The following is a 23,783-nucleotide window of genomic DNA, read 5'->3' as shown; positions in this document are numbered from 1 at the left end:
GGTTCTTCCTCGTGTGCAGTCTCTGCTTCTGTTGAGGAAGGTGTGGCGGGAGATTCTGAGTCTGCAGTGTTGTCGTCGGTAGGTTACCTCGACGGTTCGGGGGCTGGGGTGTCAGATGATCCGCGCTCTAGCATCAATAGGGCCTTTTGGAGGTCTTCGATGCGGGCTGCGCGTTCTGAGGCGAGGACTTTTGAGCCTCCAGTTTTGTAATCCTCACATGAGTAAACGTGGTAGGAGTATCCGCCGTCCGGAGCGCGGGAAACGGCGGAGATTCCCTCGGCATGGGCATCCACGTAGTTGCCGCAGCCACTCAACGCTGTGATCATCGCGCATCCCACGGCAAACGGGAGACAACGTTGCGCTTTTGGGAAATCGCGACCTGCGGTTTTACTACTGCGAACACTCACGACGTCTCCCTTTTGCCATCTACGCCAAGGAAGCAACTACGCGCACGAGCTGATCAACGTCATGGGTGGTGTTGTAGGGTCCAAGGCCAACGCTAATGACACCGCGGGTATCGGAAATACCCATGGCGCGGAGCAGTGGATCCGATTCCAACATTGTGGTCACCAGGTGATGCTCAATGAGACGGCGGTGGATGGTGATCGCAGGGACGTGGCCAATAAAGAAGGTGGCAACGGGGATACGATCCACGGTTGAACCAGCCGCAGCCTCACCAGAAACGCCAAAGACGTGAACGCTTGGCAGCGCAGAGAGCGAGTCCACTAGGTAACCGCCCAGGTAGTGCATGTAGTTGCCAGCCGCTGCCACGCTCGATGCCAAGCGCTTCTTCCGCGTACCGCGGGCGCTTTCATCCAGCGATGCGATGTGGTCTACCACAGCGTCCACGCCACCAGCCAGGCCCGGTGATACTTTCTCTGTGAAGGCATCCGCGTTCACCCGTGGGAACATGCGCTCGTCGCGGAAGACCAGCGCCGCAATATCGGGGCCGCCAAAGGCAGCGCAATCTAGTGCAACGATGTCAGCGCCTAAATCGTCGAGCTGCACAGAGCGAATACCTGCTATGCCACTGGCATCCACCACTACCCATGCGCGGGACTTACGGTGGACAATCTCAGCGATCTCCTCCACTGGGTTTATGTTGCCCACCGTGCGGTGGGCTGCTGAGATGGTGACGAGGCGCGTGGCGCCGTCGACAAGCTTTTCAAACTGGAATGCTGGAACCTCACCAGTCCCTAGATCGGACTCAGCAAAGGATTGCTCATAGTCCCCTGTGATGCGCAGCTTGTCAGCGCGGGAGGTGACCAACGTGGCACCGCGCCGCATCAAGGGGCGCACTGCCTCAGACAATTGTGCGTAGAGGACTTCCAAAGACGGGCCCAAAATCACACAATCTGGGCCAACTCCACACAGGTCTGCAAGAGCCCGGCGGGCCGAAGCGATGTGTCGACTAGCCATCGGCAGGTGTGCAGAGTGCACACGAGAGTGAGAACCCGCGGCGTCCTCCACACCGAATGCTACTGGCTCCAAGACGGTTGAACTGCGAAAACAGCGAGCTACCGCGCCTGATACCTGCTCCGGTACCTGCGGGGTGCCGGTGGCGTTCAGGTAGGTCCAACCATCACTGAGCGAGGTGTACAAACCTCGAACACGGGCGACATCAAAGACCATAAGACACTTCCGTTACACAACAATTAACTCATCATAGTATGCCTGTCAGATTCAATGTTTGCACTTAGCCAGCTAGGCTAACTATTTGTGCATGATCAAGCGAAATCCAAAGACATAGAGGCAGACCTCGCCCGCATCTTGGGCACAGGTGAGGCAACGCCGGAGCCTTCGAAGTCAAAGACCTTCGGAATGGCGTGGAATGACCTCGTGCGCGGCTTTGGCCAGCGCGAACTGTGGCTGCAATTGGGCTGGCAGGATATCAAGCAGCGCTACCGCCGCTCTACGCTGGGCCCGATCTGGATCACCATCGCAACCGGCGTCATGGCCGTTGCCCTTGGCCTGCTGTACTCTGTGCTCTTTAAGATTCCGCTGGCAGACTTCCTGCCGCACGTCACGGTTGGCTTGATCATCTGGAACTTCATCCAGGGCTGCATCAAGGAAGGTGCAGAAGTCTTCATTGATAATGAGGGTCTGATCAAGCAGCTTCCTTCGGCGCTTTCGGTGCACGTGTACCGATTAGTGTGGAAGCAAACCCTGTTCCTCGCCCACAACTTGGTCATTTGGGTCATTTTGATGCTGATCTTCCCACGGCCGCTGGGCTGGGATATTTTGCTCATCTTGCCGGGCTTCGCGCTGCTGGTTGTCAACGGTGTGTGGGTCACCATGTTCTTTGGCATTGTGGCTACCCGCTACCGCGACGTGGCACCTCTGCTGGAATCCGGTGCGCAGCTGTTGTTCTATGTCACGCCTATCGTGTGGACCACTCAGACCCTCTACGAGCAGGGTGGCGAGATCTCCGAGCGCGCTAAACTTGCCCAGCTGAACCCGCTGTACCACTACCTTGAGGTTGTCCGCGCCCCCATGATTGGCGCACCTCTGCCGAGCTACCACTGGTGGATCGTCATCGCCCTGACTGTTGGTGGCGTCCTCCTTACTCTCCTCGCCATGCGTCAGTGGCGCTTCCGCGTCAGCTACTGGGTGTAGGCGGTTTCACCACCTACAGCCATAAGGAACAACCCAGTACACAGCAAAAGGAAAAATCATGGTTTCTATCGATACCTACAATGCGTGCGTTGACTTCCCCATCTTTGATGCAAAGTCTCGCTCCATGAAGAAAGCCTTCCTTGGCGCAGCCGGCGGCGCAATTGGCCGAAACAAGGACAACACCGTGGTGGTGGAGGCGCTCAAGGACATCAATCTTCACCTGCGCGAAGGCGACCGCATTGGCTTGGTGGGCCACAACGGCGCCGGCAAGTCCACCCTCTTGCGTCTGCTATCCGGCATCTACGAACCGACCCGCGGCTCCGCGCATGTCCGTGGCCGTGTGGCCCCAGTTTTCGATCTGGGCGTGGGCATGGATCCGGAGATCTCCGGCTATGAGAACATCATCATCCGTGGCCTGTTCCTCGGCCAGACGCGCAAGCAGATGAAGCAGAAGATGGATGAGATCGCAGAGTTCTCTGAACTCGGTGAGTACCTGGCCATGCCCCTGCGCACCTACTCCACGGGTATGCGCATTCGTCTTGCACTGGGTGTGGTGACGTCCATCGAGCCGGAGATTCTGCTTCTCGACGAGGGCATCGGCGCCGTAGACGCCGCCTTCATGGCCAAGGCGCGCGTCCGCCTCCAGGAGCTCGTTGAGCGCTCCGGCATTCTAGTGTTTGCTTCCCACTCCAATGACTTCCTCGCTCAACTGTGTGACTCCGCACTGTGGATTGACCACGGCACGATCCGCCAGGCCGGCCCTATCCCAGACGTTGTGGAAGCCTATGAGGGTAAGGACGCTGGCGATCATGTCCGTCGCCTGCTCTCTCGGATGGAAAACGAGCAAGAAGCCTAGAGTGCTCACAAAGTTTCACTGCCACTTCGCAACTGAAGTGGCATTTTTTCTGGCTGAAGTTAACCCAGCCTTAGGTGCTCTGTAGGGTTCTGCGGGCCATGTGCACGCCGTATCCCATGAGGAAGAGCACTCCACCCACGAATGCCATGGTTGGCGATGTGGCGGTATTGAGGTGGTAGGCGATCCAGAACCCAATTTGCGAGCTCAGCAGCGCGAAGATGACGGTGAAGCCACACAGCCCGCCGAGGGTCTTGGTAAACATTGTGGCGGTGGCAGCGGGCACAATCATGAGCGCCACCAGGAGTACGGCGCCGGCGGCATTGAACGCAGCAACCACGGTGAGCGCCACGAGCGTCATGATCACGTAGTGGACCACACGTTCTCTGAGACCGATACTTTGGCCAAATACGGGGTCAAAGGAACTAACCGTGAGCGGGCGGCGGAACAACCAGATGGCCAGCGCAGTTACGAGGCCTACGCCACCCACGATCCACGCGTCCACCGGGCCTACATCAAAACCGCCGATAATGAGTCGCTTCATGGCCGCGATGTTGAGGTCCCCCACCAGCACCGTGGACTCGTTGATCGGACTCTCTTTCATCACAGTGGACAGCAATATGATGCCCACGGCAAAGAAAACGGGAAACACCAACCCGGTGGCGGAATCGGCGGTCACGCGCCCACGGGAGCGAATCCACTCCGTGAGTGCGATGACGAGGACGCCGGACACTGTTGCGCCCAGAAGCAACAAGGGCGAGGCAGTGGTCCCGGCAGCCCAGGCGCCCACAATGACACCAGGCAGAACGGCGTGTGAGAGCGCGTCGGAGAGCATGGCCTGACGGCGTAGGACAAGAACGATACCCGGGATTGAGCAGGCAACAGCCACCACTGCGGCGAGAAGGGATACGGCAACAACAAAGCTCATCGACGCACCAACCTTCCCAGCGCAAAGGACAGCACCACAGCGACACCCAACACAACCACAATCGTCGGGCCTGTGGGAATGCCGCCTACCGCAATAGAAACGTAGGTTCCTACCACGCCGCACACCGCGCCAATGAGGGCGGAAGCAATGGTCATCTGCCCGAGTGTCTTGGTGAACTGGCGCGCTGCTGCTGGTGGAAAGACTGCGAAAGCAATCATCAGGATCAGCCCCACGGCTTTGATGCCAATCACCATGGCCAGCACGATCAGGCCAAACAGCAGAGGTGAAAGCCACCCCAGCGGCAGCCCCACCGAGCGGGAGAAGCCGACGTCGAAGGTCATCAGGCTAAATGGGCGCCACAGTAGTGCCAGCACGAGGAGGACTAGCACCGCCACAGCAAAGATTGTGGTCACGTCTAAGTTGGTAAGACGCGTTGCGTTGCCGAACATGAACTCCTCAATACCGCCCTTATCAGGCAGCGTGGAGTTCTGAATGACCTGCAGGATCAACAGACCGCCACCTAGGAACAGGGAGAACATGACCGCCATAGTGGCGTCGATACCGATGCGGGTGGTGGAAGCGATCCGGTTGGCCATGAGCGCAGCACCGAGACCCGTGATCAGGGCACCCACCACAACAACTGGCATGGACCGTGGATCCGCCTGGGGAAGCAGTAGTGAGACAAGAAGAAAAGCGCCCATCACGCCAGGTGTGGCCGAATGGCCGATCACACCGGACAGGAGGGACTGCCGCCGCAGGTACAGGAATGCGCCCATCGCACCAGCAACAAGGCCAATCATGGCCGTTCCCAGCACGATCCGGCGGTAACCAAACGTGGAGAGGAATTCGATGATGCTCACAAAAGCCCCAACCCGAACGCCTGCTTCACGTTCTCCTTGGTGAACGATTCCTTCGTTGGCCCTGTGGAGACAACGCTGCGGTTGATGATGGAGACTTCGTCGCACAGCTTACTTACGGTGGACAGATCATGGTGCACCATCACCACGGTCTTCCCCGCCTTGCGCAGCTTCTTGAGCACGTGGTGAATCACGTGCTCACTGGCCACATCCACGCCGGCGAACGGTTCGTCCATCAGGTACAGGTCCGGTTCTTGGGCGAGGATGCGCGCCACAAACACGCGGCGGCGCTGGCCGCCGGAGAGCTCAGAGATCTGCCGCTTGGCGACGTCGACAAGGCCCACATGGTCCAGCGCTTCCGTGACCACGGCACGGTCCCGCGCCCCCATGCGCTTGAACCAGCCCAAGGCTGGGTAACGCCCCATGGCCACCACCTGCTCAACAGTGATGGGATAATCCCAATCCACCTCCGCCGACTGCGGCATGTAGCCAACGCGCTTGCGCACCCTGTCTAAGGGCTGGCCAAAAAACTCCACCTGGCCCGAATGCGCCACCAGATCCACCGCCGCTTTCAGGACCGTGGACTTACCGGCGCCATTGGGGCCAACCAAACCAGCCACTACGCCCTGCGGGACACTGAAACTGATGCCTTCGCAAGCCCGAACGTCACCGTAGCTCACACTGACATCGGTGAGCGTGAGCGCGGGGACATCAGCCATGATGGGGAACCTTTCTTACTGCGCACGTACTTTAAACACCTAGATTACAGGGCGTATTCCCATTCACGAACTACGGGTTTTATTGAAAACTTAGTGAAAACGAAGCAGCCCTCCCCACAATTGGAGAGGGCCATACACCGCGTACCGCTGTTACTTCAGCGCATCCGCGATGGTGTCAGCATTGTGCTTAAGCACGCCAATGTAAGTATCGGTGCCGTCCTCCGTACCGAGGGAACCTGCGTACAGCTTCGCATCAGAAACCGTAACGTCCCAGCCCTCAGCCTTCACAGCTTCCTGCAGGGAGGTAATGGCCTGTGGATTGCCGAGGTTGTCTTGGAAGATGGTCTTAATCTCATGGCTAGCAATAAACTTCGCCATTTCGTTCAGCTCTGCAGCTGACTTCTCCGCCTCGGAGGAAACAATGTCCGTCGCCTGAATCTCGATGCCGAACTGCTCACCAAAGTACTTGAACGCATCGTGGCTGGTGATAAGAATGCGCGACGCCTCTGGAATCTCATCAATCTTGGCTTGGACATACTCCGCGGCCTCGTCAATCTCAGACTTGTACTCATCCGCATTGGCCTTGTACTCGTCAGCGTTAGCGGAATCGATCTCAGACAGCTTGTTCACAATCGCGTCAACAACAAGCTTCCAGTTATCGGTGGAGTTCCAGATGTGCGGGTCCCACTCACCGTGGCTGTGCCCCTCATGATCATGGCCCTCATGATCATGCTCATCATGTGCTTCAGCGCCCTCGTGAACATGCCCCTCATGGTCATGCTCATCGTGAACGTCAGCGGCCTCGTGATCGTGACCCTCATGATCGTGCTCATCGTGTGCATCGGCGGCCTCGTGATCGTGACCCTCATGTTCGTGATCGTGCTCGTCACCATGGGTGTGCTGGTGGCCGGCGTCGCCCCAGGCCATCAGGCCGTCTGTTGGGATTTCCTCGCCGAGCGCCACGTGGTTAGGAAGATCATCGAGTTGCTCATCCATGCCCGTCTCCAAGGTAAGGCCGTTGGAGAAGACAACGTCTGCTTCCTGGAGCGCAGCAATGTCCTTAGTGGAAGGCTGGTAGCTGTGAGGGTCACCGCCTGGCCCTACCAAGGTGGTCACCTCCGCATCAGGGGCGATGTTGTCCAACGCGTCCGCGATGTAGCCGGTGGTTGCGTAAATGTTTAGCGCGCCATCCGAGTCCCCGCCGGAGGTAGCGGAGGTATCCTCGACGGAGCACGCAGCAGTACTAAATAGGCCGGCGGCAAAGGCCGCTGCCAACAGTGTTTTTCCAATAGGGCGCTTTAATTGAAAACGAGTATCCATAGTGTGGCCATTATGCTCCCCTTCACAGCTAAAAGCAAACCTTTTCAATAATGAGCGCTAAGTGAAAACGCAGGTCACGGCCTCGCGCCCCGCTAATCCACGCAATGCTGGTGTGTTGTGGGAAAATAAGCACATGTCTAACACCGGTTCACTTCGCGCATCCGACAAAGTCGCTGCAGTCATCGTTACCCACAAGCGCGTGGACATGCTCCGCGCCTCCCTTGAGGTTGTAGCGCAGCAGACCCGCCCCGTGGAGTGGATTATCGTCGTAGACAATGGCCACGAGAACGCCGTCAAGGATCTTCTACAGGAAGTCGCCGGCGAGCGTGGCGTCTACCTGCCGTCACACACCAATCTAGGTGGCGCAGGCGGCTTCGCGTACGGCTTCCTCACCGCCCTCGCACTCGGCGCGGACGCTATCTGGTGCGCGGACGATGATGGACGCCCGGGCAGCACCGACGTGCTGGCCACCCTCTATGACGTCGCAACGCGTGAGGGATTGGATGAGATCTCCCCTGTCGTAGCTGACATCAATAACCCAGAACTCCTAGCGTTCCCGCTGCGCCAGGGCGTCACATGGCACCGTCGCGTGGACGAGCTGGAAGGTGACTTCCTTGAGGGCATCGCGTCCCTGTTCAACGGCGCGTTGATCTCCGCGAAGGCAATGGAGATCATTGGTGTGCCGGACTATCGGCTGTTCATCCGCGGCGACGAGGTGGAATACCACCGCCGCCTCGTGCGCTCCGGGCTCAAGTTTGGCACCTGCCTGACCACCACCTACCACCACCCGAATGGCTCCGACGAGTTCAAGCCCATCCTGGGCGGCCGCATGCACACCCAGTACCCAGATAACGAGGCCAAGCGCTTCTTTACCTACCGCAACCGTGGCTACCTGATGAATCAGCCGGGCATGCGCCGTCTACTGCCGCAGGAATACGCACGTTTTGGCTGGTTCTTCCTCATCCAGAAGAAGGACCCAAAGGGCTTCATCGAGTGGCTGAAGCTGCACAATCTGGGGCGCAGCGAGAAGTTTAAGAGGCCTTAGCTCGCCCCCACAGTAATACCCAGTAAGCGCCATACTTTCGCCACGGCATGTGTGGCGCCCAAAACACGCCCTTACAACCTGAATAAGAATGTCAAAGGTGGGGCAAGAGCAGCATCTGATCCGTAACAAACACCCCTCAAGACACACAAACCAGGTTCGCGCCTTTAGCTCCAACCACCCCCACCCTCTGCGCTAATTCTTGAAACTATGGGTTCGATCAAGAAAGCGCCAAAACGGGAGACATCGTCGCCAAGCGCGTTCCTAAAACTGCAGGTCACTCGTTGCAACTTACGCCTCCCACATCAACGTTGTCTCCCTTTTGCCACACGCCTCATTTCAGATTGGAAAAGTAGGGACTGAAGTGCGTTATTATCGCTGCACCGTTAGCAAAAATGATGGCAATAAAACCCTATAGCGGCATAGAGATTACCTAGTATCTAAAATCCACAAGCCTGCCCGAGCAATCAAAGCAATCCTCAAGGCACCCTAAACCTGTAGATCGATAGTTAAGCTACCCCCGATAATTGACCACCAACACACAAGGGCGTAAAACTATCATTCAATAGGTAATAATCTATAGCTCGATAGAAATTAGGGGCCGAAATGAGCATTGATAGCAACGACGTCCGTCTTGAAACTCTTCTCCTGAGCGAGCCTGACATGATCAAAGCCGGTGTTAAAGACATGCCAGCATGCGTAGACACCATGATCGAAATGTTTCGATCACTCGCCGTAAAGGATTATCGCATGGGCGGTGCAACAGCTGATTCCCATGGATCAATGGTGCTTTTCCCTGAGAATTCTCCACACCCACGCATGCCAGAACCAACCGCAGACCGTCGCTTCATGGCAATGCCCGCCTACCTAGGCGGCAACTTCCACGTTGCTGGTTGCAAGTGGTACGGCTCAAACATTGCGAACCGCGAGGTAGGTCTACCTCGCTCTATCCACACGTTCGTTCTCAACGACGCTGATTCCGGTAGGCCTCTGGCGATCATGAATGGTAATCTCCTCTCCGCATATCGCACAGGTGCGGTATCCGGTGTTGGCGCACGATACTTGGCTAAATCTACAGCCCGCGTCGCCTCAATCATCGGGCCGGGCGTCATGGGAAAGACAGCGCTGGAAGCATTCGCGGCAGGTTGCCCAGCATTGGATACTGTTGTTGTCAAGGGACGATCTCAGGCTGGCATCGATGACTTCGTGAACTGGGTCAAAAGGGAGCTTCCCCAGTTCACCACAATCCGCGTTGCAGACACTGAGGAAGACGCAATCCGTGGTGCTGATGTGATCGCTTACACCACAACTGCCCCTCCTGGCTCCTCCAACTACCCAATGATTGATCCAGCATGGTTAGACCCGGGTGCTTTCGTAGCGCTGCCGTCTATGGTTAACGCCCCAGATGAGTTTCTCACATCCGGCGACGTCAAGCTTGTAGTTGATAACACCGGCCTCTACAACACATGGCTGGAGGAGCTCGGCCCCAATGGCTTTGAGTCCTTGGGCATCATTGGCGTGAAATTCATGCAGCTGCAGCGAGATGGACTTTTACCTGAGAACGCTTTTGCAGACATCGCAGACGTAATCTTCGCTGCAGATAAAGGCGAGAGCCTGATTCGCAAGTCTGACGATGACATCATCTTCATGTCCGTTGGCGGAATGCCAGTTGAGGATGTCGCGTGGGGCAAATACTGCTACGACAAGGCCTTGGAAATGAACCTAGGCACCCCGTTCACCTTCTGGGAAGTTCCGGAGATGGCCTAATGTCTGCAATAATCGCTCCCTCATCTCGAACCGTTGATCTGGCCGTGAATGCTCAGGCCTGAGCGACTGATCGCACTGATGGGATGAAAATGCCCACAGCACCAAAGCCTAGGAAAACTAGGCCACAAGCAGTGAGCAGGGGTTTCATCACTAACGCAGTGCCTCGCCTTCTTCAACAATCGCCGCGTTAGGATCGCGCTTGTCATTAAAGATGAAAACGCGCTGCACGATGAAGTTTGTGACAGTAGCCACGCCTTGGGCGATAACGAAGGCAACCGTGTTCATGAGGGTGCCTTCCAAGCCGATTGATTCCAGAGGCCCCTTGAGAGCCCAGAACAGTACATTCTGTACCGCAAAGGTGGACAGGTAGAGAGCGGCTACAGCGGCAGTGGACTTAGCCGAAGTCTTCTGGTTGAAAGTCCACTTGGCGTTCAGGAAGTACGCGGTGAGCGTACCGGCGCACCAGCCCAGGGCCTTGGCAAACGAGCGCCCCATGCCGAAGCTCATGAGCAAGAGTGTGAGGCCGAAATCCACGATCGCAGAAATGACACCCACACCAATGAAGCGGCTGAGCTGAGTCTTGAGAGAGTTACTGTTTCCTGACACGAGGAATGAGTCTACTATTTGCGCAGCAATTCGCGGTAGACGTCAATGCGTTCCACAGCACTGCGGGGATCTTCGCCGTAGCAGCCCAGGGTTTCCACCACGGCTAGGCTTTCCGCACATAGGCCGGTGATGTCCTCAATGTCGAGCTCGCCGTAGCCGAGGGCGCTCATCAGGGAGACTGCCACGGCGTCCGTGAGTTCTTCCTCCCCCATGCAGGCAAGGCTGAGAATCATGGCCCAAAATGCGTCCCTGGCCTTGCGCTTTTCCTCCGCTGGAAGGTCCTTAAGTTTCTGGGTGCTTGGCTCCGATTGGTTAGGCTTGGTCAACCCAAGGGCCTGAAGCAGGGGCAGGAAATCATAGACGCCGGAGCGCTCAATTAACTCAGCTACCTCGGGCCGCACGCGCTCCAAGACGTTGAGGTCGCCGGAGACGGCCGTAATCTGCTCATTGATCTTGGACGTGTCCAGTGGCTCATCCGGCATGTCCCCGTCACCGCCAATGCACACCGCTTGTGGCGTGGAATCGTCGCGGACGATGGAGTCCACCACATCAATACTCATTGTCCACAGCCCGTAGCGATATTTGATGCTTTCACCGGCCACACTGAGATGAAAGTGGATGGGGTCGGCTTCATTGAGGATTCCTTCACCAATGAACGCCCACGGTGAGGGCTCCTTGGTAAAGCCAAAGCAGATGTCAATGACCTTGCGGAGGTCCTCCAGGGTTTTGGAATCGTTGATCCCGATGTGTCGCTGGATGTTTTCTTGCCCGATGGACAGGATCGCGTTGAGGATGACGGTTTGGGCATCACGTTCGCGCCGTGGAGCAGGCACGTGCTGATTGGGCACGCGGTGCTGACGGTTTCGAGCACGGCGTGCGGCGTTTAAGTCAATGACTTCAGCGCTTGCGTTTCGTGATGGCATACCTTCAAGGGTAGTTGCGTTTCTACTTTTGCATCCGAGACGCAATGAATACGCCGGCAGCGGCCAGCAGCCCCAGCACGGTATTGGGGTCCTTGATTCCGGCCTTACCCATACGCTTTGCCACGGCGGCTTGGCTGACAGAACCCAACTGGGCGCTGGCAGCAAAAAGGCCCAGACCACCGCCAATGATCGCCCACGTCTTGGCAGGCCCGCCCAGATCCGTCACCTTCATCGCCTCGTCTTCAGAGTGATCGTCGCGTTCCAAAAGATCACTAATCTTGGCAAAGATGGCGTCTGGATCATTGTCGGGATCGTCATCTAACAGGTTGACTTTCGCTGAGATCCAGCCCAAACCGGCCAGCAGCCCCACGTTAGCCACCGCACGCAGAGACTTTGAGGCCACGTAGTCAGGCAGCGCCACGCTGGCAGCCACCGCACCAGCCTGAACGAGCTGGCCAGCGAGAGTGTCATCGAGCTTGTGGTAATCGGTCTTCGTCATGCCCCACAGTCTACTGATCTTCTTAATATGCCCCAGCTCCGGCCCAAATCCTTGGTGATCTTGCTTTCCGACGCCCACACCAAGCACGTGGTCAGCGCACACAGTGCCACCGAAGAAAACCCTGCGGGTTTTCACCGCCTTATTGGCGGAGGCATGGAATTCGGTGACCTGCGCCGCGACGCGGCGCAGCGTGAGATTGTTTTTGTAGACAGGGCCTACATGCCACCTGGGAACGTCGATAAGCGTGAAGGGACCTTTTGCAGAAGCGGACGGCTGCCCACTTAACGTGATCTGGCGAAATGTGACTGATACCTCAACTACTCTGTATCCCAACGGAGCACAGCAAATAGTCAGTGAATTAGCAGCGTCCCTCGCCTGCACGTGCACACCACTTGGCCGTCTTGACCACTAGGATGGTGATCATGTTCGGAATTTTCAAGAAAAAACCAGAACCCGGCCACATTGCGGCCGAAAACACCAACACGCCCATGAACCAATTCATGACCAGGCTGATGGCTGAGGAGCTCCCGTTCCTCGACAGCGCCTCGCGTGTACGTGTGTATGAGATTCTTGAAAACTACGACGGACCACAAATCACCTCACAGGAAGAGCTCCCGCAGGAAATCCGGGACATGCTCGATCTGTAATCTAGGACAGGACCTCATGGAACTGAACACTAAAGCTAAGAAGCTCACGGGCTGGGGCCGCACCGCCCCAACCACCGCGCAAGTGCTCTCCACCCCAGATCTGGAAGAGATTGTCAATGCCGTCAAGCTCGTCGCAGACGACAACGCTGACAAGCCTGATCACCTCAAGCGCGGCATCATCGCCCGCGGCATGGGCCGCTCTTACGGCGACCCTGCACAAAACGCCGGTGGCGTTGTTGTGGACATGCAGAAGCTCAACAAGATCCACTCCATCGACCCGGAAACCGCCATTGTTGACGTAGATGGTGGCGTCACCCTTGACCAGCTGATGAAGGCCGCACTGCCTTATGGTCTCTGGGTTCCAGTTCTGCCTGGCACCCGCCAAGTCACCATTGGTGGTGCCATTGGCCCTGATATCCACGGCAAGAACCACCACTCCGCAGGCTCCTTCGGCAACCACGTGACTTCCATGGAGCTGCTGGTAGCTGACGGCCGTATCCTCCACCTCGAGCCAAACGGCTCCGAGGACGATCCATCCGGTGAGCTGTTCTGGGCAACCGTTGGTGGCATGGGCCTGACCGGCATCATCGTTCGCGCTCAAATCAAGATGACTAAGACGGAGACCGCCTACTTCATTGCAGACGGCGACCTCACCGCAAACCTTGATGAGACCGTTGAGTTCCACTCTGATGGCTCCGAGTCCAACTTCACCTACTCTTCCGCATGGTTCGATGCGATCTCGCCTGAGCCAAAGCTCGGCCGCGCCGCCATCTCCCGTGGCTCCTTGGCAACCCTTGCCCAGTTGGAAGAGCTGGCACCAAAGCTGGCTAAGGATCCACTGAAGTTCAATGCTCCGCAGCTGATGACCGTTCCGGACATCTTCCCTAACTTCACCATGAACAAGCTGTCCATGATTGCCATTGGTGAGCTGTGGTGGCTGAAGTCCGGCGAGTACAAGAACAAGGTGCAAAACCTGACGCAGTTCTACCAGCCACTGGATCTCATTGGTGAGTGGAACCGTGGTTACGGCTCCAACGGCTTCCTGCAGTACCAGTTCGTTGTTCCACGCGAGGCTGTTGATCCTTTCAAGGACATCGTCCGCGATATCCAGAAATCCGGCCACTACTCCGCGCTGAACGTGTTCAAGCTGTTCGGTGAGGGAAACAAGGCTCCGCTGTCCTACCCAATGCCAGGTTGGAACGTGTGTGTTGACTTCCCAATCAAGCCAGGCCTCAACCAGTTCTTGGATGACCTGGATAAGCGCGTCATGGAATTCGGCGGACGCCTGTACCTGGCCAAGGAGTCCCGTACCTCCGCTGAGAACTTCCACAAGATGTACCCAGGCATGGAGGGCTGGTTGAAGACTCGCAACGAGATCGACCCAACCGGCGTCTTCGCATCCGATATGTCCCGCCGCCTCGAGCTGCGCTAGAAAGGAAAACCACATGCTTAATGCAGTAGGTCAAGTACAAAACATTCTCTTGCTCGGCGGTACCAGCGAAATCGGCTTGGCCATCGTTGAGGAATTCCTGGCCAAGGGCCCAGCCCGCGTCATCCTGGCAGCTCGGCCGGACTCTCCACGAATTGAACCAGCAGTAGCCCAGGTCAAGGCCGCTGGTGCTAGCGCAGTTGAGGTCATCGACTTCGACGCCACCGATTTCGAGTCCCACCCAGAAACCATCGACCTCGCCTTCGCCGACGGTGACGTTGACGTGGCCATCGTCGCCTTCGGCACCCTGGGCGACCAGGAGAAGTTGTGGCAGGAGCACGACCTCGCAGTCGCATCTGCACAGACCAACTTCACCGCGCCAGTGTCCGTAGGCGTCCTGCTGGGTAAGAAGCTCAAGCAGCAGGGCCACGGCGCGCTGATCGCCCTATCCTCCGTCGCAGGCCAGCGCGTTCGCCGCTCCAACTTCGTTTACGGCGCATCCAAGGCGGGCATGGACGGTTTCTACGTCAACTTGGGTGAAGCACTGCGTGAGTTCGGCGTGAACGTTCTGGTTGTTCGCCCAGGCCAGGTGCGCACCAAGATGTCCGCGGAGGCCGGCGAGGCGCCACTGACCGTCAACAAGGAAGACGTGGCCAAGGCTGTGGTCGACGCAGTAATGGCCAAGAAGGAAGCCATCTTCGTTCACCCACTGTTCCAGCCAGTTTCCCTGGCGTTCAAGGTGATCCCACAGAAGATCTTCCGCAAGTTGCCGTTCTAGTTCTTTAGCCTCGCACCATTGTGCACTGCTCCCCATGAGTAAGTGTCTGATTTCTCAGTACACCTCATGGGGAGCAGTTCATTGTGCGGGGCTTTTAAGTTTGTGTCCCTTTTAACACCAGTCACACTAGTTGCAGCTCTCAGTCAAGTTTGAAGCCAAATTAATTGCTCTGTTCAAAGAGCCATTTAGCTACTTTTACATGCACTTATGACAAACTAGTTAGCATGACTGATCCAACTAAGGAACACGTGGTCGCTCACCAGCGATCAAACGAGGACCTCAACCCGCTGGCACGGGACAACCGGCTAGGAAAAGAGCAGCCCGATAAGGGAGTCTTTGCCCCAGATGCGCTAACGATCCCGCGTACTTTTATCGCTATGGCCGTGGCCTTCTTCGGCGGCGGGTTGCTGTCGCTTGCTGCATGGTTTGTTCTCAAGCAGACATCCCTACCGGCCTTCGGTGGATCATTTGTCACCCGCGCCCTATCCACCGCAAGCGTCGTCATCGTTATCGTCGCTGTTGCGGTGCTGGTGTACTTCCACGCGATGAATAATCGCCGCAACGTGGCTGGCCCTAGGTGGCTGCGCGGGCTCACGTACTTCTTCGCGTACTTCTCACCAGCCATGCTGGTAGTGTCCGCGCTCGGCATCCCACTGTCATCGACCCGCCTGTACTTGGACGGCGTAGCCGTGGATCAGGGCTTCCGCACCCAGTACATGACGCATTTCGCTAACACCGCGTCACTCACAGACATGAACTACGCGGACCTTCCTGCGTACTACCCAGCGCTGTGGTTCTGGCTGGGTGGGCGTTTTGCCAACGTCTTTGGCCTCGAGGGCTGGGAAGCCTACCAACCGTGGTCCATCGTGACCATCAGCGCCGCAGCCTGCCTTCTCGTGCCGGTGTGGCAACGCCTCACCGGTTCCGTAGTGGTAGCCTCCGCGATCGCACTGACTACCACGGCCATTGGGCTTGTTATGTCTGCGGACGAACCGTACGCACTGATCATCGTGCTGGGTGCCCCAGCAGCCATCATTGTCAGCCGCCGTGGCCTGTACGGTGACAAGATCGCCATGATCGGCTCCGCCGTCTACCTTGGTATCGCCGCCTGCATGTACACCCTGTACACCGGCGTCATCGCGGTAAGTGTTGTTGTTCTCGCTGCCCTGATTGCGGTGGTTGTATTCCGCAACATCAAACCCCTAGTTCACCTTCTCGTTATCGGCTTGAGCTCCTTGGCTATCGCCGCAACGGTGTGGGGCCCCTACGTTCTGGCGGTGCTCTCTGGCGAGCACACCTCCGGTGCAACCGCCACGCACTACCTCCCCATGGAAGGCACGCAGGTTCCGCTGCCCATGTTTGCTGCATCCTTGGTGGGCTTGTTGTGCTTAGTTGGCGTTATACACATCCTGATGCGCCTTTCTGATAAGGACGTTCGCGCATTAGGCGTTGCTTTGATCGTGGTGTACGGCTGGGTCATCGCCTCCATGGTGTTCACTCTTGCCGGCCAAACGCTGCTGGGCTTCCGCTTGGATGTTGTCATCACCGTCATTCTGGCCACCAGTGGCCTTTTGGGCCTTGCGCACTACCGTCTTGAAGGAATCCGCCGCCTCTACCCCACCACGTTCAGTGAGAAGACATCCCAGGTCGTTACTGCAGCCTTGGTGGTCGTCTGTGCGCTGGCCGGAATCCAATACGCGCAGCAGATTACTTACCGCAACGCGCACTCGTATGACCTCGCGTTCACCGAGACTGACGGCTTTGGCGAACGCGCAGACCGCTACCCAGCCGATGCTGGCCAGTACTACGCCCAAGTTGATGAGGAGATCCGTTCCCACGGCTACGATCCCACAGAAACGGTAATCCTCACCAGTGAAAAAGACTTCATGTCCTTCTACCCATACCGAGGTTTCCAAGCCATCACTAGCCACTACGCCAATCCGCTAGGCGAGTTTGACGAGCGCAACGCGACCATCGAGGAGTGGGCCAAGTACAGCTACTCAGACAACGCCACTCAAGAGGAATTCACTCGCCTCCTCGACGACGCCAAGTGGCGCGCCCCACAAGTGTTTGTCCTCGCTGGAAGCATGAGCGAGGAATCCGTGGAGGCGGGATGGAACTTCGACATCGCCGAAGATATCTACCCAAACAACCCGAACGTTCGTTTCCGTGGCGTGAAATTCAACCCGGAAATGTTCCAATCCAGCGACTGGGAAATCCAGGAAATTGGCCCATTCGTGGTGATCTCGCGTGTCTAATCCCAAAGAACTAGAATTGCCTATTGTGTCTTCTACCGCTACGAAAACTGACGATCTCCTCAACGACTCTCACGATGAGCGATTGCAACTAAAGAAAGCCCCAGCTTGGCTGGGCAAATTGGCAATCATTTCCGGCCTGCTGGGCTTGCTCATGTTTGTGGCGTTGCCTTTCTTGCCAGTGAATCAAGTCCAGTCCCATCTGAACTGGCCGCAGAACAATACTGTGGAGAGCGTTAATGCTCCGCTGATGAGCTACACTCCTCAATCCATGTCCATGGACATTCCGCTGTCTGCTGCGGATGATCTTCGCGATGGCGAAAACATGATCGTTAGTACGTTGCCGAAGGACTCGGATAGTCCTACGGCCCGTGGCATGATCGTTCGCGCCAATGAGGAGGGCGACGTCGAGGTAGTTGTACGTACTAAGCGACTCATCGAGCTCACCGCTGACCAGATTGCAGAGCTTGGCCCTGATGCCGCCTTGAATGTCACGCTTACGAACGAGGAAAGCTCCGCGCGAGTAGTTGGTGGATCCGGTAGCGATGACTTCGCTGAGGTTATTGATGAAGACCTGCGCCCCCAGCTGACAGGTATTTACACTGAGCTTGAGTCGAATACTCCGGCTGATGATTTCAACGTGAGCGTGGAAATCAACTCTCGCTTCACATCCTCCCCAACCATCCTGAAGTTCACGGCGATGCTCTTGGGCGCAGTATTCGCCCTTATCTCCCTGTACTGCATTTGGCGCATTGACCGCCTGGACGGCCGTGGTCGCGTGCGCTGGCTGGAGAAGGGTGCCTTCAAGCCTCGCGCAACCGACTTCGGCGTCGGCGCGGTGCTGCTGTTCTGGCACATTTTCGGTGCAAACACCTCAGATGATGGCTTCATCTTGACCATGGGGCGTGCATCGCACGATTCCACCTACATGGCGAACTACTACCGCTGGTTTGGTGTCCCAGAATCTCCATTCGGCGCGCCGTACTATGACCTGCTGGCTCTTCTGTCCAGCATTTCCACCGCGTCCACCTTCATGCGCCTCCCAGCGCTCATCGCCGGCCTGAGCATTTGGTTCATCATTTCTCGTATGGCGTTGCCTATTTTGGGCAAGGGCATTGCGCGTCGCAAGGTAGCAGTGCTGTCCGCCGCTTTCATGTTCTTGGCGTTCTGGTTGCCATACAACAACGGCCTGCGCCCAGAGCCGATCATTGCCCTTGGTGCACTGTCTACTTGGGTCCTCTTCGAGCGTGCTATCGCTACCCGACGCCTGTTCCCAGCAGCCATCGGCACCGTCATCGCCGCATTCACCCTAGCCTGTGGCCCTACCGGCCTCATGGCAGTGGCCGCGCTCCTAGTAGGCCTATCCGGTGTTCTGCGCATCATGTTCCAGCGCGCTCAGTCCATTGGCATGTCCAAGGCATCTTCCTGGTTCGCCATGCTGATGCCGTTCTTTGCCCTGGGATTCTCGGTTCTCGTCGCAGTGTTCTCTGACCAGACTCTGATGACGGTCCTAGAATCCACCAGCGTCCGCAGCGACAAGGGCCCTGCCCTGTCGTGGTACCACGAGTTCGTGCGTTACCAAACCGTGCTCCAGCAGACGGTTGATGGCTCCTTCACACGTCGCTTCCCAGTGCTATTCATGCTATTCGCCCTAGTTGCGGTGTTTGCAGCAACGTTGCACGCAAAGCGGGTACCAACGGCTAAGTTTGGGCCATCGCAGCGCCTGACGTTGACCATGCTGGGCACCTTCTTCTTCATGTGCTTCACCCCTACCAAGTGGTCCCACCACTTCGGTATCTTCGCGGGTCTAGGCGCAGTAACTGCCGCCCTCGGCGCAGTATCACTAAGCTACTTTGCGCTTCGTTCCCGCAAGGTCCAGACCATGCTTCTGGGCGTGGCGCTCTTCATCTTCGCAATCTCACTGGCCGGAACAAATGGCTGGTGGTACACCTCCAGCTACTCGATCCCATGGTGGGACAAGACCATCCAGGTTGCTGGCATCGAGGCTGGCACCGTGATGCTAGGCATTGCCCTAGTGGTTCTTCTCATTGGCGCAATCCAGTCCTTCCGTGGTGACTTCCGCTACATGGAGGCGGAAGCGGACGGCCTAAGCGAAGAAGCCGCCGAGGACGCTCGCACCGGTAGGATTTCTAAGCGCTTCGCTGGAGTTGCTGCGGCTCCAATCGCGGTGCTCGCTGCCATTACTGTTTTCTTCTCCATGGCCAGCTTTGCCAAGGGATTTGCATCCCAGTACCCGGCTTACTCCGTAGGCCTAGGCAATCTGCGCACTCTTACCGGCAATACCTGTGCCCTGGCTAATGAAGTCTTGGTTGAAACCAACACCAATGATTCCTTCCTCACCCCAGTGGGAAGCAGCTTGGGAGATTCCCTTGATCCTGAGGGCTCCCGTGGATTCGATCCTGATCGAATCCCATCCGAGTTGACCGCCGATATTCCTAACACCGCAACGTCCACAGATATACTGCAGGAGCAGAATGCCGATGGTGCGGAGGCTTCTACGAACTCGACTGACGACACTACGGAAAGTGGTCTTCGAGCCAACAGAGGCGTGAACGGTTCCCGCATCAACCTGCCATTTGAGCTGGATCCAAACCAAATCCCAGTGTTGGGTTCCTACACCGAGCAGGACCAGGACTACGCTGAGACCACCAGCTCTTGGTACGAACTGCCTGAATCTTCCGATGATGCGCCACTGCTGGTTGTATCCGTAGCGGGACGCGTAGAGCACGTCGACATCAACGGCATTGAGGAAGAAGGCAATCAAGTTAACCTCCAGTACGGCAAGCGCAACGGCAACAACGTTGAGGAGCTTGGCGAGTTGCAGATGTACGACATCGGCCCAGCACCAACATGGCGTAACCTCCGCATTCCGCTTTCTGATATTCCAGAAGAAGCAGACGTTGTGCGCCTGAACGTTGTGGATGCCAACCTGAACCCAGACATCTGGGTGGCCTTCACCCCACCACGCGTGCCACAGCTGGATACTTTGAACAACGTGGTGGGCACTTCCCCATCCGTCCTAGACTGGTCCGTTCCACTGCAGTTCCCATGCCAGCAGCCATTTGGCCACTACGCAGGCGTTGCGGAAGTCCCTGAGTACCGCATCTCCCCAGATACCGGCGGCAAGGCTACAGGCACTGCATTCCAGGACTTTGCTGGCGGCGGTGTCATGGGCACGGCTGAGGCAGTGAACTACCGAGTTCTCATGTCCACCTACTCTAAGGATGACTGGAACCGCGACTGGGGTTCACTGGAGAAACTGGTTACTCGCCGTGACTCCGAGGGCAACGTCCCACAGGTAGCAGACATTGATACTGAAACCATCACGCGTTCGGGACTCTGGTACCCAGGGCCAATGAATATCGACACTGAATAGCCCGTACAGCCAAAGGTGCACCTAGTTGAACTTCAACCAGGTGCACCTTTTAGTTTCTTAGAGGAAGAGGAACAATTTTCTAAACTTTGACGGCTCTTCCGGTTTTAGAGTGCATTGATCTTGTCCGCGAGTTGGCCGGAGTGGATCAGGCAGCGCAGGATGTAGTGGGTGAGGTTACGGAATCCTAGGGCGATTCCGCGCAGGTGTTCTAAGCGTCCGTTGATAGCTTCTACCGGCCCGTTGGATACGCCTTTGTCGAAATACGCCAGGATGTCCTTGCTACGTTTGGCTAGGGTTCGCCCGAGTTGAGCCAGCTCTGGCAGCCCGGTGTTGGTATATCTGGCCAGGGTGGTGATGAGCTCACGCATGTTTTTCTTTCCCCGCCTTTTATCACCGTCTTGATAACAATCAATGACCTGCTGGTATATCTTCCACGTTTCCTGCAGCGGCGCATAATCATCATCAAACGTGAACAGTGCCTCTAGCCTGTCTTTTTGTTTGTCGGTGAGAAACGCTGTGCGGGTCAACAAGGATTTACGATTCCGATACAGCGGATCTGTCGATATTCCACGCCGGCCAGTAGTTTCACGCTGCAGCCGCTGGCGACACTTAGTGACCTTGTCACCAGCAAGACGCACCACATGGAACGGGTCCATGACTTTGGTGGCTTTGGGGATGACTTCATCAGCAGCACTGGCATAGCCTTGGAAGCCGTCCATGCTGATGATTTTCACCTTGTCACGAAAGTCTTGGCCACGAGCATAAAGCCATTGCTTTAAAGCGGTAGCGCTACGGCCTGGGACAACATCAAGCAATCGGGCCGGTGCTTTGTCTGCGGTGGACTCGTGGGGGTTGTGCCCGGTCATATCAACGATGATGGTGACATACCCGTCGCCGTGTGTGCGCCGGTTATGAGACCACTTGTGTTCATCGACACCAATAACACTGACCCCTGCCAGGTGTTGGGGATCGTTGTAGATCAATTCGTGGCACATCTCTAGGGCTAGCTGGCAGGTCAAGTCCCAACCGATACCTAAAGATTTGGCGGTCGCTGAGATGCTCATGCGATCAATAGCCAGGCGTTGGAGTATCCAGCGGGTGACTCGGTCAGTAACTTTAGTGTGGTCGCAGGCACAGGCTAGTCCTGCCTGGAAGTACTTCTGGTCACAGCAGTCGTTGGTGCACCGGTAGCGCGGCAGGCGGACTTTTAATGTGGTGGGAAAACCCACAATTGGCAGGTCGGTAAGGGTGCGTATGGTGTGGTCGCGGAATACGCCGGCGTGGCGGCATTGTGGGCAGGCGTTGATCGGGTCGAGGGCTTGGCACTCAATGATGGTTCTAGACCCTGCGTCTGCTGCGCCGGTGATGGTTAATCCGAGTTCTGCGGTGCGGCAGATGGTGTCAGCGATGAGGTTGCCAGTAGACTGCATCAGTAGAGCCCCTTGCGGTAGAGGTTGGATTCGACACCCTTAATCTTTACTCGCAAGAGGCTCGTTTACTAATGTATGCCGCGCTACTGAATGCACTCTAAAACCGGAAGAGCCACTTTGACCCCATTTATTGGGCTCAGGCTAGTAAAAAACGGCACAGAGTTTAGCTTTTTGTCCCCGCCCCACTCCAAGCATTGCGTGGCAACGAAGGACTTCAGGTGGAGCGGAGAATGCCTGAGGGCGCCGCCGTTGTTACGGCTTGCCCCATCAACGTAACTGCTGCTTCGGTTTCACCGGATACGCCCGCGCCCTAAACTGCTGTAGATCCTTGAGCGATTGGATAGGTGCTGATGGCAGGAGTTCATGGTTCTTAGCCTCTTGGTTGGTGCGGATGTACATCCAGATCACTAGCGGGTAACCGATCCCGCCCACCACGAGGTAACTGATGATCTGCGCGACTACGGATGAATGCAGAGTATTCCAGCCAAAGTGGAGAAGGAAAGCTGTGAGTACGCTGCCCGCACCAATCAGTATCCTCTTTCCGCCCCTGAACTGGCCAAAGACTGCCCATCCGATACCGAAGCCCGCGATAGCGGAGAACATCACGTGTAATCCAGGCCCGATGAATGTGCGCAGTGCCCACGTGCTCACAGCACCGTGGATGTCACTGTCTACGTGCATGACGGCTCCGGTTGCGCCGTACATGATGTTTTCAATTACCTCGAAACCTAGGCCCACCATGGCACCCAAGATGAACCCGTGCCACGGTCTAGATCCATAACTCATGAGCAAGAAAAATACGCCCACGGCTTTAGCAATTTCCTCTGGGTAGCCACCGCCGAACGAGGCCATGAACATTTCCCACCCAAGGTCTTGCGTCAACCCAACCCACGGAGCGCCCGCGGCCAAAGCAATAACCAGGGAGATCCCGGCACCCCACAGGAGGCTAGCCCACAGCCACGCCTTACCCTCGAGCCACGCACTGTTACGTTTGAACAGCCATAAGTAGAAGGCCGCATATGGCACCGCAAACACTAGGCCAATGGCGGTTGCAATGGGGCTCATGATTGCACTGCTCATGAGAAAGTAGGCCGTAACGGGAAGTGCAAGCGCAATGAGAGTCCACAGAAAGTAGTTAAACTTGGTCAACGCCCGCCTCCTTCAACGCGCTAAGCACGAGGTCCTCTGTGCGTCCTAGTCCTGAGCCCTTCAGCATCACGTACATGCTCATGCCTTGTAAGTCACCGCCGTATGGGCGGCTGAGTACTATGATTTTCTCGCCCAAGGCCGATGTTCCCTCAAGCCGAGAAATGCCGTCCTCCACCGAAAATCTTCCGGCCTGATAACCCACGACTGTGGGATCTGAGCGCACTATCCTACGGAGGGTGGTGCGCATGTCCTTGCCGGTGCGATCAATGCGGGAATCCACTTGAACACCGTCGCAGGTGTACATGCCCGGCTTTGTCAGATCCTGTGCGTATGAGCAGGTGAGAGCCGTACTAATCCCGCCGTCTTGGTGCGGCCCGCCAAGGATCATTGTTTCTTGTTGCGTATCCTTAGGCTCCACGATGAGACGGCCAACCAGGGGCACAAGCAGCAACGCAACGGCGATCGCGCAGACAGTGATGACAACTCTCGCTGTGGGGCGGATGGTATGCATGAGTTACATCTTAAGTTTTTCTGTGAGCGAACGTCGTGGCCAGCGGTTGTCCGCGCA

Annotated in this window: 21 protein-coding genes; 9 read left to right on the top strand and 12 right to left on the bottom strand. The window is 56.9% G+C overall.

Features of this window, described 5'->3' with window-relative positions; genetic code table 11:
* Positions 1-83: 83 nt before the first annotated feature.
* Positions 84-407, bottom strand: coding sequence for a hypothetical protein (locus ACXM2N_RS00680; protein WP_458489060.1), 324 nt, complete (start codon positions 405-407; stop codon positions 84-86).
* 19 nt (positions 408-426) lie between these two features.
* Positions 427-1,632 (bottom strand): aminotransferase class V-fold PLP-dependent enzyme, encoded by a 1,206-nt coding sequence (locus ACXM2N_RS00675; RefSeq protein ID WP_458489058.1) that lies wholly within the window; start codon positions 1,630-1,632, stop codon positions 427-429.
* A 114-nt stretch (positions 1,633-1,746) separates the two neighbouring features.
* On the opposite strand from ACXM2N_RS00675, the gene wzm reads away from it, so the two are divergent.
* A complete protein-coding gene (wzm, locus tag ACXM2N_RS00670; protein ID WP_458491172.1) occupies positions 1,747-2,616 on the top strand; it encodes a galactan export ABC transporter permease subunit Wzm/RfbD in 870 nt (289 codons plus the stop codon).
* A 58-nt stretch (positions 2,617-2,674) separates the two neighbouring features.
* The gene (wzt, locus tag ACXM2N_RS00665) at positions 2,675-3,472 is read left to right on the top strand and encodes a galactan export ABC transporter ATP-binding subunit Wzt/RfbE (protein WP_458489056.1); all 798 of its coding nucleotides are present in this window, start codon (positions 2,675-2,677) and stop codon (positions 3,470-3,472) included.
* A 70-nt stretch (positions 3,473-3,542) separates the two neighbouring features.
* Here the strand turns inward: wzt and ACXM2N_RS00660 are convergent, their stop codons facing one another.
* From ACXM2N_RS00660 to ACXM2N_RS00645, 4 genes are all read right to left on the bottom strand, one after another.
* Positions 3,543-4,397 carry a metal ABC transporter permease gene (locus ACXM2N_RS00660; protein ID WP_458489054.1) on the bottom strand — a complete coding sequence of 285 codons (855 nt, stop codon included), beginning with the start codon at positions 4,395-4,397 and terminating at the stop codon, positions 3,543-3,545.
* Positions 4,394-5,257: a metal ABC transporter permease gene (locus ACXM2N_RS00655; protein WP_458489052.1), complete on the bottom strand. Its 864-nt coding sequence runs from the start codon at positions 5,255-5,257 to the stop codon at positions 4,394-4,396. Before ACXM2N_RS00655 ends, ACXM2N_RS00660 begins: the two co-directional genes overlap by 4 nt.
* Positions 5,254-5,973: a metal ABC transporter ATP-binding protein gene (locus tag ACXM2N_RS00650; protein ID WP_458489050.1), complete on the bottom strand. Its 720-nt coding sequence runs from the start codon at positions 5,971-5,973 to the stop codon at positions 5,254-5,256. Before ACXM2N_RS00650 ends, ACXM2N_RS00655 begins: the two co-directional genes overlap by 4 nt.
* A 150-nt stretch (positions 5,974-6,123) precedes the next feature.
* Complete coding sequence (locus ACXM2N_RS00645; RefSeq protein ID WP_458489048.1) at positions 6,124-7,293, bottom strand: metal ABC transporter substrate-binding protein; 1,170 nt, start codon at positions 7,291-7,293, stop codon at positions 6,124-6,126.
* A gap of 133 nt (positions 7,294-7,426) precedes the next feature.
* On the opposite strand from ACXM2N_RS00645, the gene glfT1 reads away from it, so the two are divergent.
* The gene (gene glfT1 / locus ACXM2N_RS00640; protein ID WP_458489046.1) at positions 7,427-8,338 is read left to right on the top strand and encodes a galactofuranosyltransferase GlfT1; all 912 of its coding nucleotides are present in this window, start codon (positions 7,427-7,429) and stop codon (positions 8,336-8,338) included.
* Between the two features lie 603 nt (positions 8,339-8,941).
* Positions 8,942-10,102, top strand: coding sequence for a tyramine oxidase subunit B (locus ACXM2N_RS00635; RefSeq protein WP_458489044.1), 1,161 nt, complete (start codon positions 8,942-8,944; stop codon positions 10,100-10,102).
* 150 nt (positions 10,103-10,252) lie between these two features.
* Here ACXM2N_RS00635 and ACXM2N_RS00630 read toward each other — a convergent pair whose 3' ends face one another.
* From ACXM2N_RS00630 to ACXM2N_RS00620, 3 genes are read right to left on the bottom strand one after another with little or no spacing between them, the layout of a single operon-like run.
* Positions 10,253-10,708 carry a GtrA family protein gene (locus ACXM2N_RS00630; RefSeq protein ID WP_458489043.1) on the bottom strand — a complete coding sequence of 152 codons (456 nt, stop codon included), beginning with the start codon at positions 10,706-10,708 and terminating at the stop codon, positions 10,253-10,255.
* 14 nt (positions 10,709-10,722) lie between these two features.
* Complete coding sequence (locus ACXM2N_RS00625) at positions 10,723-11,631, bottom strand: hypothetical protein (RefSeq protein WP_458489041.1); 909 nt, start codon at positions 11,629-11,631, stop codon at positions 10,723-10,725.
* 22 nt (positions 11,632-11,653) lie between these two features.
* Positions 11,654-12,130: a hypothetical protein gene (locus tag ACXM2N_RS00620; RefSeq protein ID WP_458489039.1), complete on the bottom strand. Its 477-nt coding sequence runs from the start codon at positions 12,128-12,130 to the stop codon at positions 11,654-11,656.
* A gap of 422 nt (positions 12,131-12,552) precedes the next feature.
* On the opposite strand from ACXM2N_RS00620, the gene ACXM2N_RS00615 reads away from it, so the two are divergent.
* From ACXM2N_RS00615 to ACXM2N_RS00595, 5 genes are all read left to right on the top strand, one after another.
* Positions 12,553-12,777 (top strand): hypothetical protein, encoded by a 225-nt coding sequence (locus ACXM2N_RS00615; protein ID WP_458489037.1) that lies wholly within the window; start codon positions 12,553-12,555, stop codon positions 12,775-12,777.
* Positions 12,778-12,793: 16 nt separating this feature from the next.
* A complete protein-coding gene (locus ACXM2N_RS00610) occupies positions 12,794-14,209 on the top strand; it encodes an FAD-binding protein (protein ID WP_458489035.1) in 1,416 nt (471 codons plus the stop codon).
* A 13-nt stretch (positions 14,210-14,222) separates the two neighbouring features.
* Positions 14,223-14,984, top strand: a complete 762-nt coding sequence (locus tag ACXM2N_RS00605) for a decaprenylphospho-beta-D-erythro-pentofuranosid-2-ulose 2-reductase (protein WP_458489033.1) — start codon at positions 14,223-14,225, stop codon at positions 14,982-14,984.
* A gap of 224 nt (positions 14,985-15,208) precedes the next feature.
* Positions 15,209-17,242 (top strand): galactan 5-O-arabinofuranosyltransferase, encoded by a 2,034-nt coding sequence (locus ACXM2N_RS00600; RefSeq protein ID WP_458489031.1) that lies wholly within the window; start codon positions 15,209-15,211, stop codon positions 17,240-17,242.
* A gap of 151 nt (positions 17,243-17,393) precedes the next feature.
* The gene (locus ACXM2N_RS00595) at positions 17,394-20,636 is read left to right on the top strand and encodes an arabinosyltransferase domain-containing protein (RefSeq protein ID WP_458491170.1); all 3,243 of its coding nucleotides are present in this window, start codon (positions 17,394-17,396) and stop codon (positions 20,634-20,636) included.
* Between the two features lie 104 nt (positions 20,637-20,740).
* Here the strand turns inward: ACXM2N_RS00595 and ACXM2N_RS00590 are convergent, their stop codons facing one another.
* The 3 genes from ACXM2N_RS00590 to ACXM2N_RS00580 form a co-directional block, all read right to left on the bottom strand.
* Positions 20,741-22,066: an ISL3 family transposase gene (locus ACXM2N_RS00590; RefSeq protein WP_458488980.1), complete on the bottom strand. Its 1,326-nt coding sequence runs from the start codon at positions 22,064-22,066 to the stop codon at positions 20,741-20,743.
* Positions 22,067-22,333: 267 nt separating this feature from the next.
* The gene (locus ACXM2N_RS00585; protein WP_458489029.1) at positions 22,334-23,215 is read right to left on the bottom strand and encodes a PrsW family intramembrane metalloprotease; all 882 of its coding nucleotides are present in this window, start codon (positions 23,213-23,215) and stop codon (positions 22,334-22,336) included.
* Positions 23,202-23,726: a hypothetical protein gene (locus ACXM2N_RS00580; RefSeq protein WP_458489027.1), complete on the bottom strand. Its 525-nt coding sequence runs from the start codon at positions 23,724-23,726 to the stop codon at positions 23,202-23,204. The genes ACXM2N_RS00585 and ACXM2N_RS00580 overlap by 14 nt, the downstream gene beginning before the upstream one ends.
* Between the last annotated feature and the right edge of the window lie 57 nt (positions 23,727-23,783).

It is taken from the genome of Corynebacterium sp. ZY180755 (genome assembly GCF_054331495.1).
This window is presented reverse-complemented; position numbering and strand designations above follow the sequence as displayed.

What these genes read in the sequence shown, in the direction of transcription:
- ACXM2N_RS00675 (WP_458489058.1), bottom strand. Translation starts at nt 1,632, where the DNA reads ATGGTCTTTGATGTCGCCCGTGTTCGAGGTTTGTACACCTCGCTCAGT.
- wzt (WP_458489056.1), top strand. Translation starts at nt 2,675, where the DNA reads ATGGTTTCTATCGATACCTACAATGCGTGCGTTGACTTCCCCATCTTT.
- ACXM2N_RS00660 (WP_458489054.1), bottom strand. Translation starts at nt 4,397, where the DNA reads ATGAGCTTTGTTGTTGCCGTATCCCTTCTCGCCGCAGTGGTGGCTGTT.
- ACXM2N_RS00650 (WP_458489050.1), bottom strand. Translation starts at nt 5,973, where the DNA reads ATGGCTGATGTCCCCGCGCTCACGCTCACCGATGTCAGTGTGAGCTAC.
- ACXM2N_RS00645 (WP_458489048.1), bottom strand. Translation starts at nt 7,293, where the DNA reads ATGGATACTCGTTTTCAATTAAAGCGCCCTATTGGAAAAACACTGTTG.
- glfT1 (WP_458489046.1), top strand. Translation starts at nt 7,427, where the DNA reads ATGTCTAACACCGGTTCACTTCGCGCATCCGACAAAGTCGCTGCAGTC.
- ACXM2N_RS00635 (WP_458489044.1), top strand. Translation starts at nt 8,942, where the DNA reads ATGAGCATTGATAGCAACGACGTCCGTCTTGAAACTCTTCTCCTGAGC.
- ACXM2N_RS00625 (WP_458489041.1), bottom strand. Translation starts at nt 11,631, where the DNA reads ATGCCATCACGAAACGCAAGCGCTGAAGTCATTGACTTAAACGCCGCA.
- ACXM2N_RS00620 (WP_458489039.1), bottom strand. Translation starts at nt 12,130, where the DNA reads ATGACGAAGACCGATTACCACAAGCTCGATGACACTCTCGCTGGCCAG.
- ACXM2N_RS00615 (WP_458489037.1), top strand. Translation starts at nt 12,553, where the DNA reads ATGTTCGGAATTTTCAAGAAAAAACCAGAACCCGGCCACATTGCGGCC.
- ACXM2N_RS00610 (WP_458489035.1), top strand. Translation starts at nt 12,794, where the DNA reads ATGGAACTGAACACTAAAGCTAAGAAGCTCACGGGCTGGGGCCGCACC.
- ACXM2N_RS00605 (WP_458489033.1), top strand. Translation starts at nt 14,223, where the DNA reads ATGCTTAATGCAGTAGGTCAAGTACAAAACATTCTCTTGCTCGGCGGT.
- ACXM2N_RS00600 (WP_458489031.1), top strand. Translation starts at nt 15,209, where the DNA reads ATGACTGATCCAACTAAGGAACACGTGGTCGCTCACCAGCGATCAAAC.
- ACXM2N_RS00595 (WP_458491170.1), top strand. Translation starts at nt 17,394, where the DNA reads ATGTTTGTGGCGTTGCCTTTCTTGCCAGTGAATCAAGTCCAGTCCCAT.
- ACXM2N_RS00590 (WP_458488980.1), bottom strand. Translation starts at nt 22,066, where the DNA reads ATGCAGTCTACTGGCAACCTCATCGCTGACACCATCTGCCGCACCGCA.
- ACXM2N_RS00580 (WP_458489027.1), bottom strand. Translation starts at nt 23,726, where the DNA reads ATGCATACCATCCGCCCCACAGCGAGAGTTGTCATCACTGTCTGCGCG.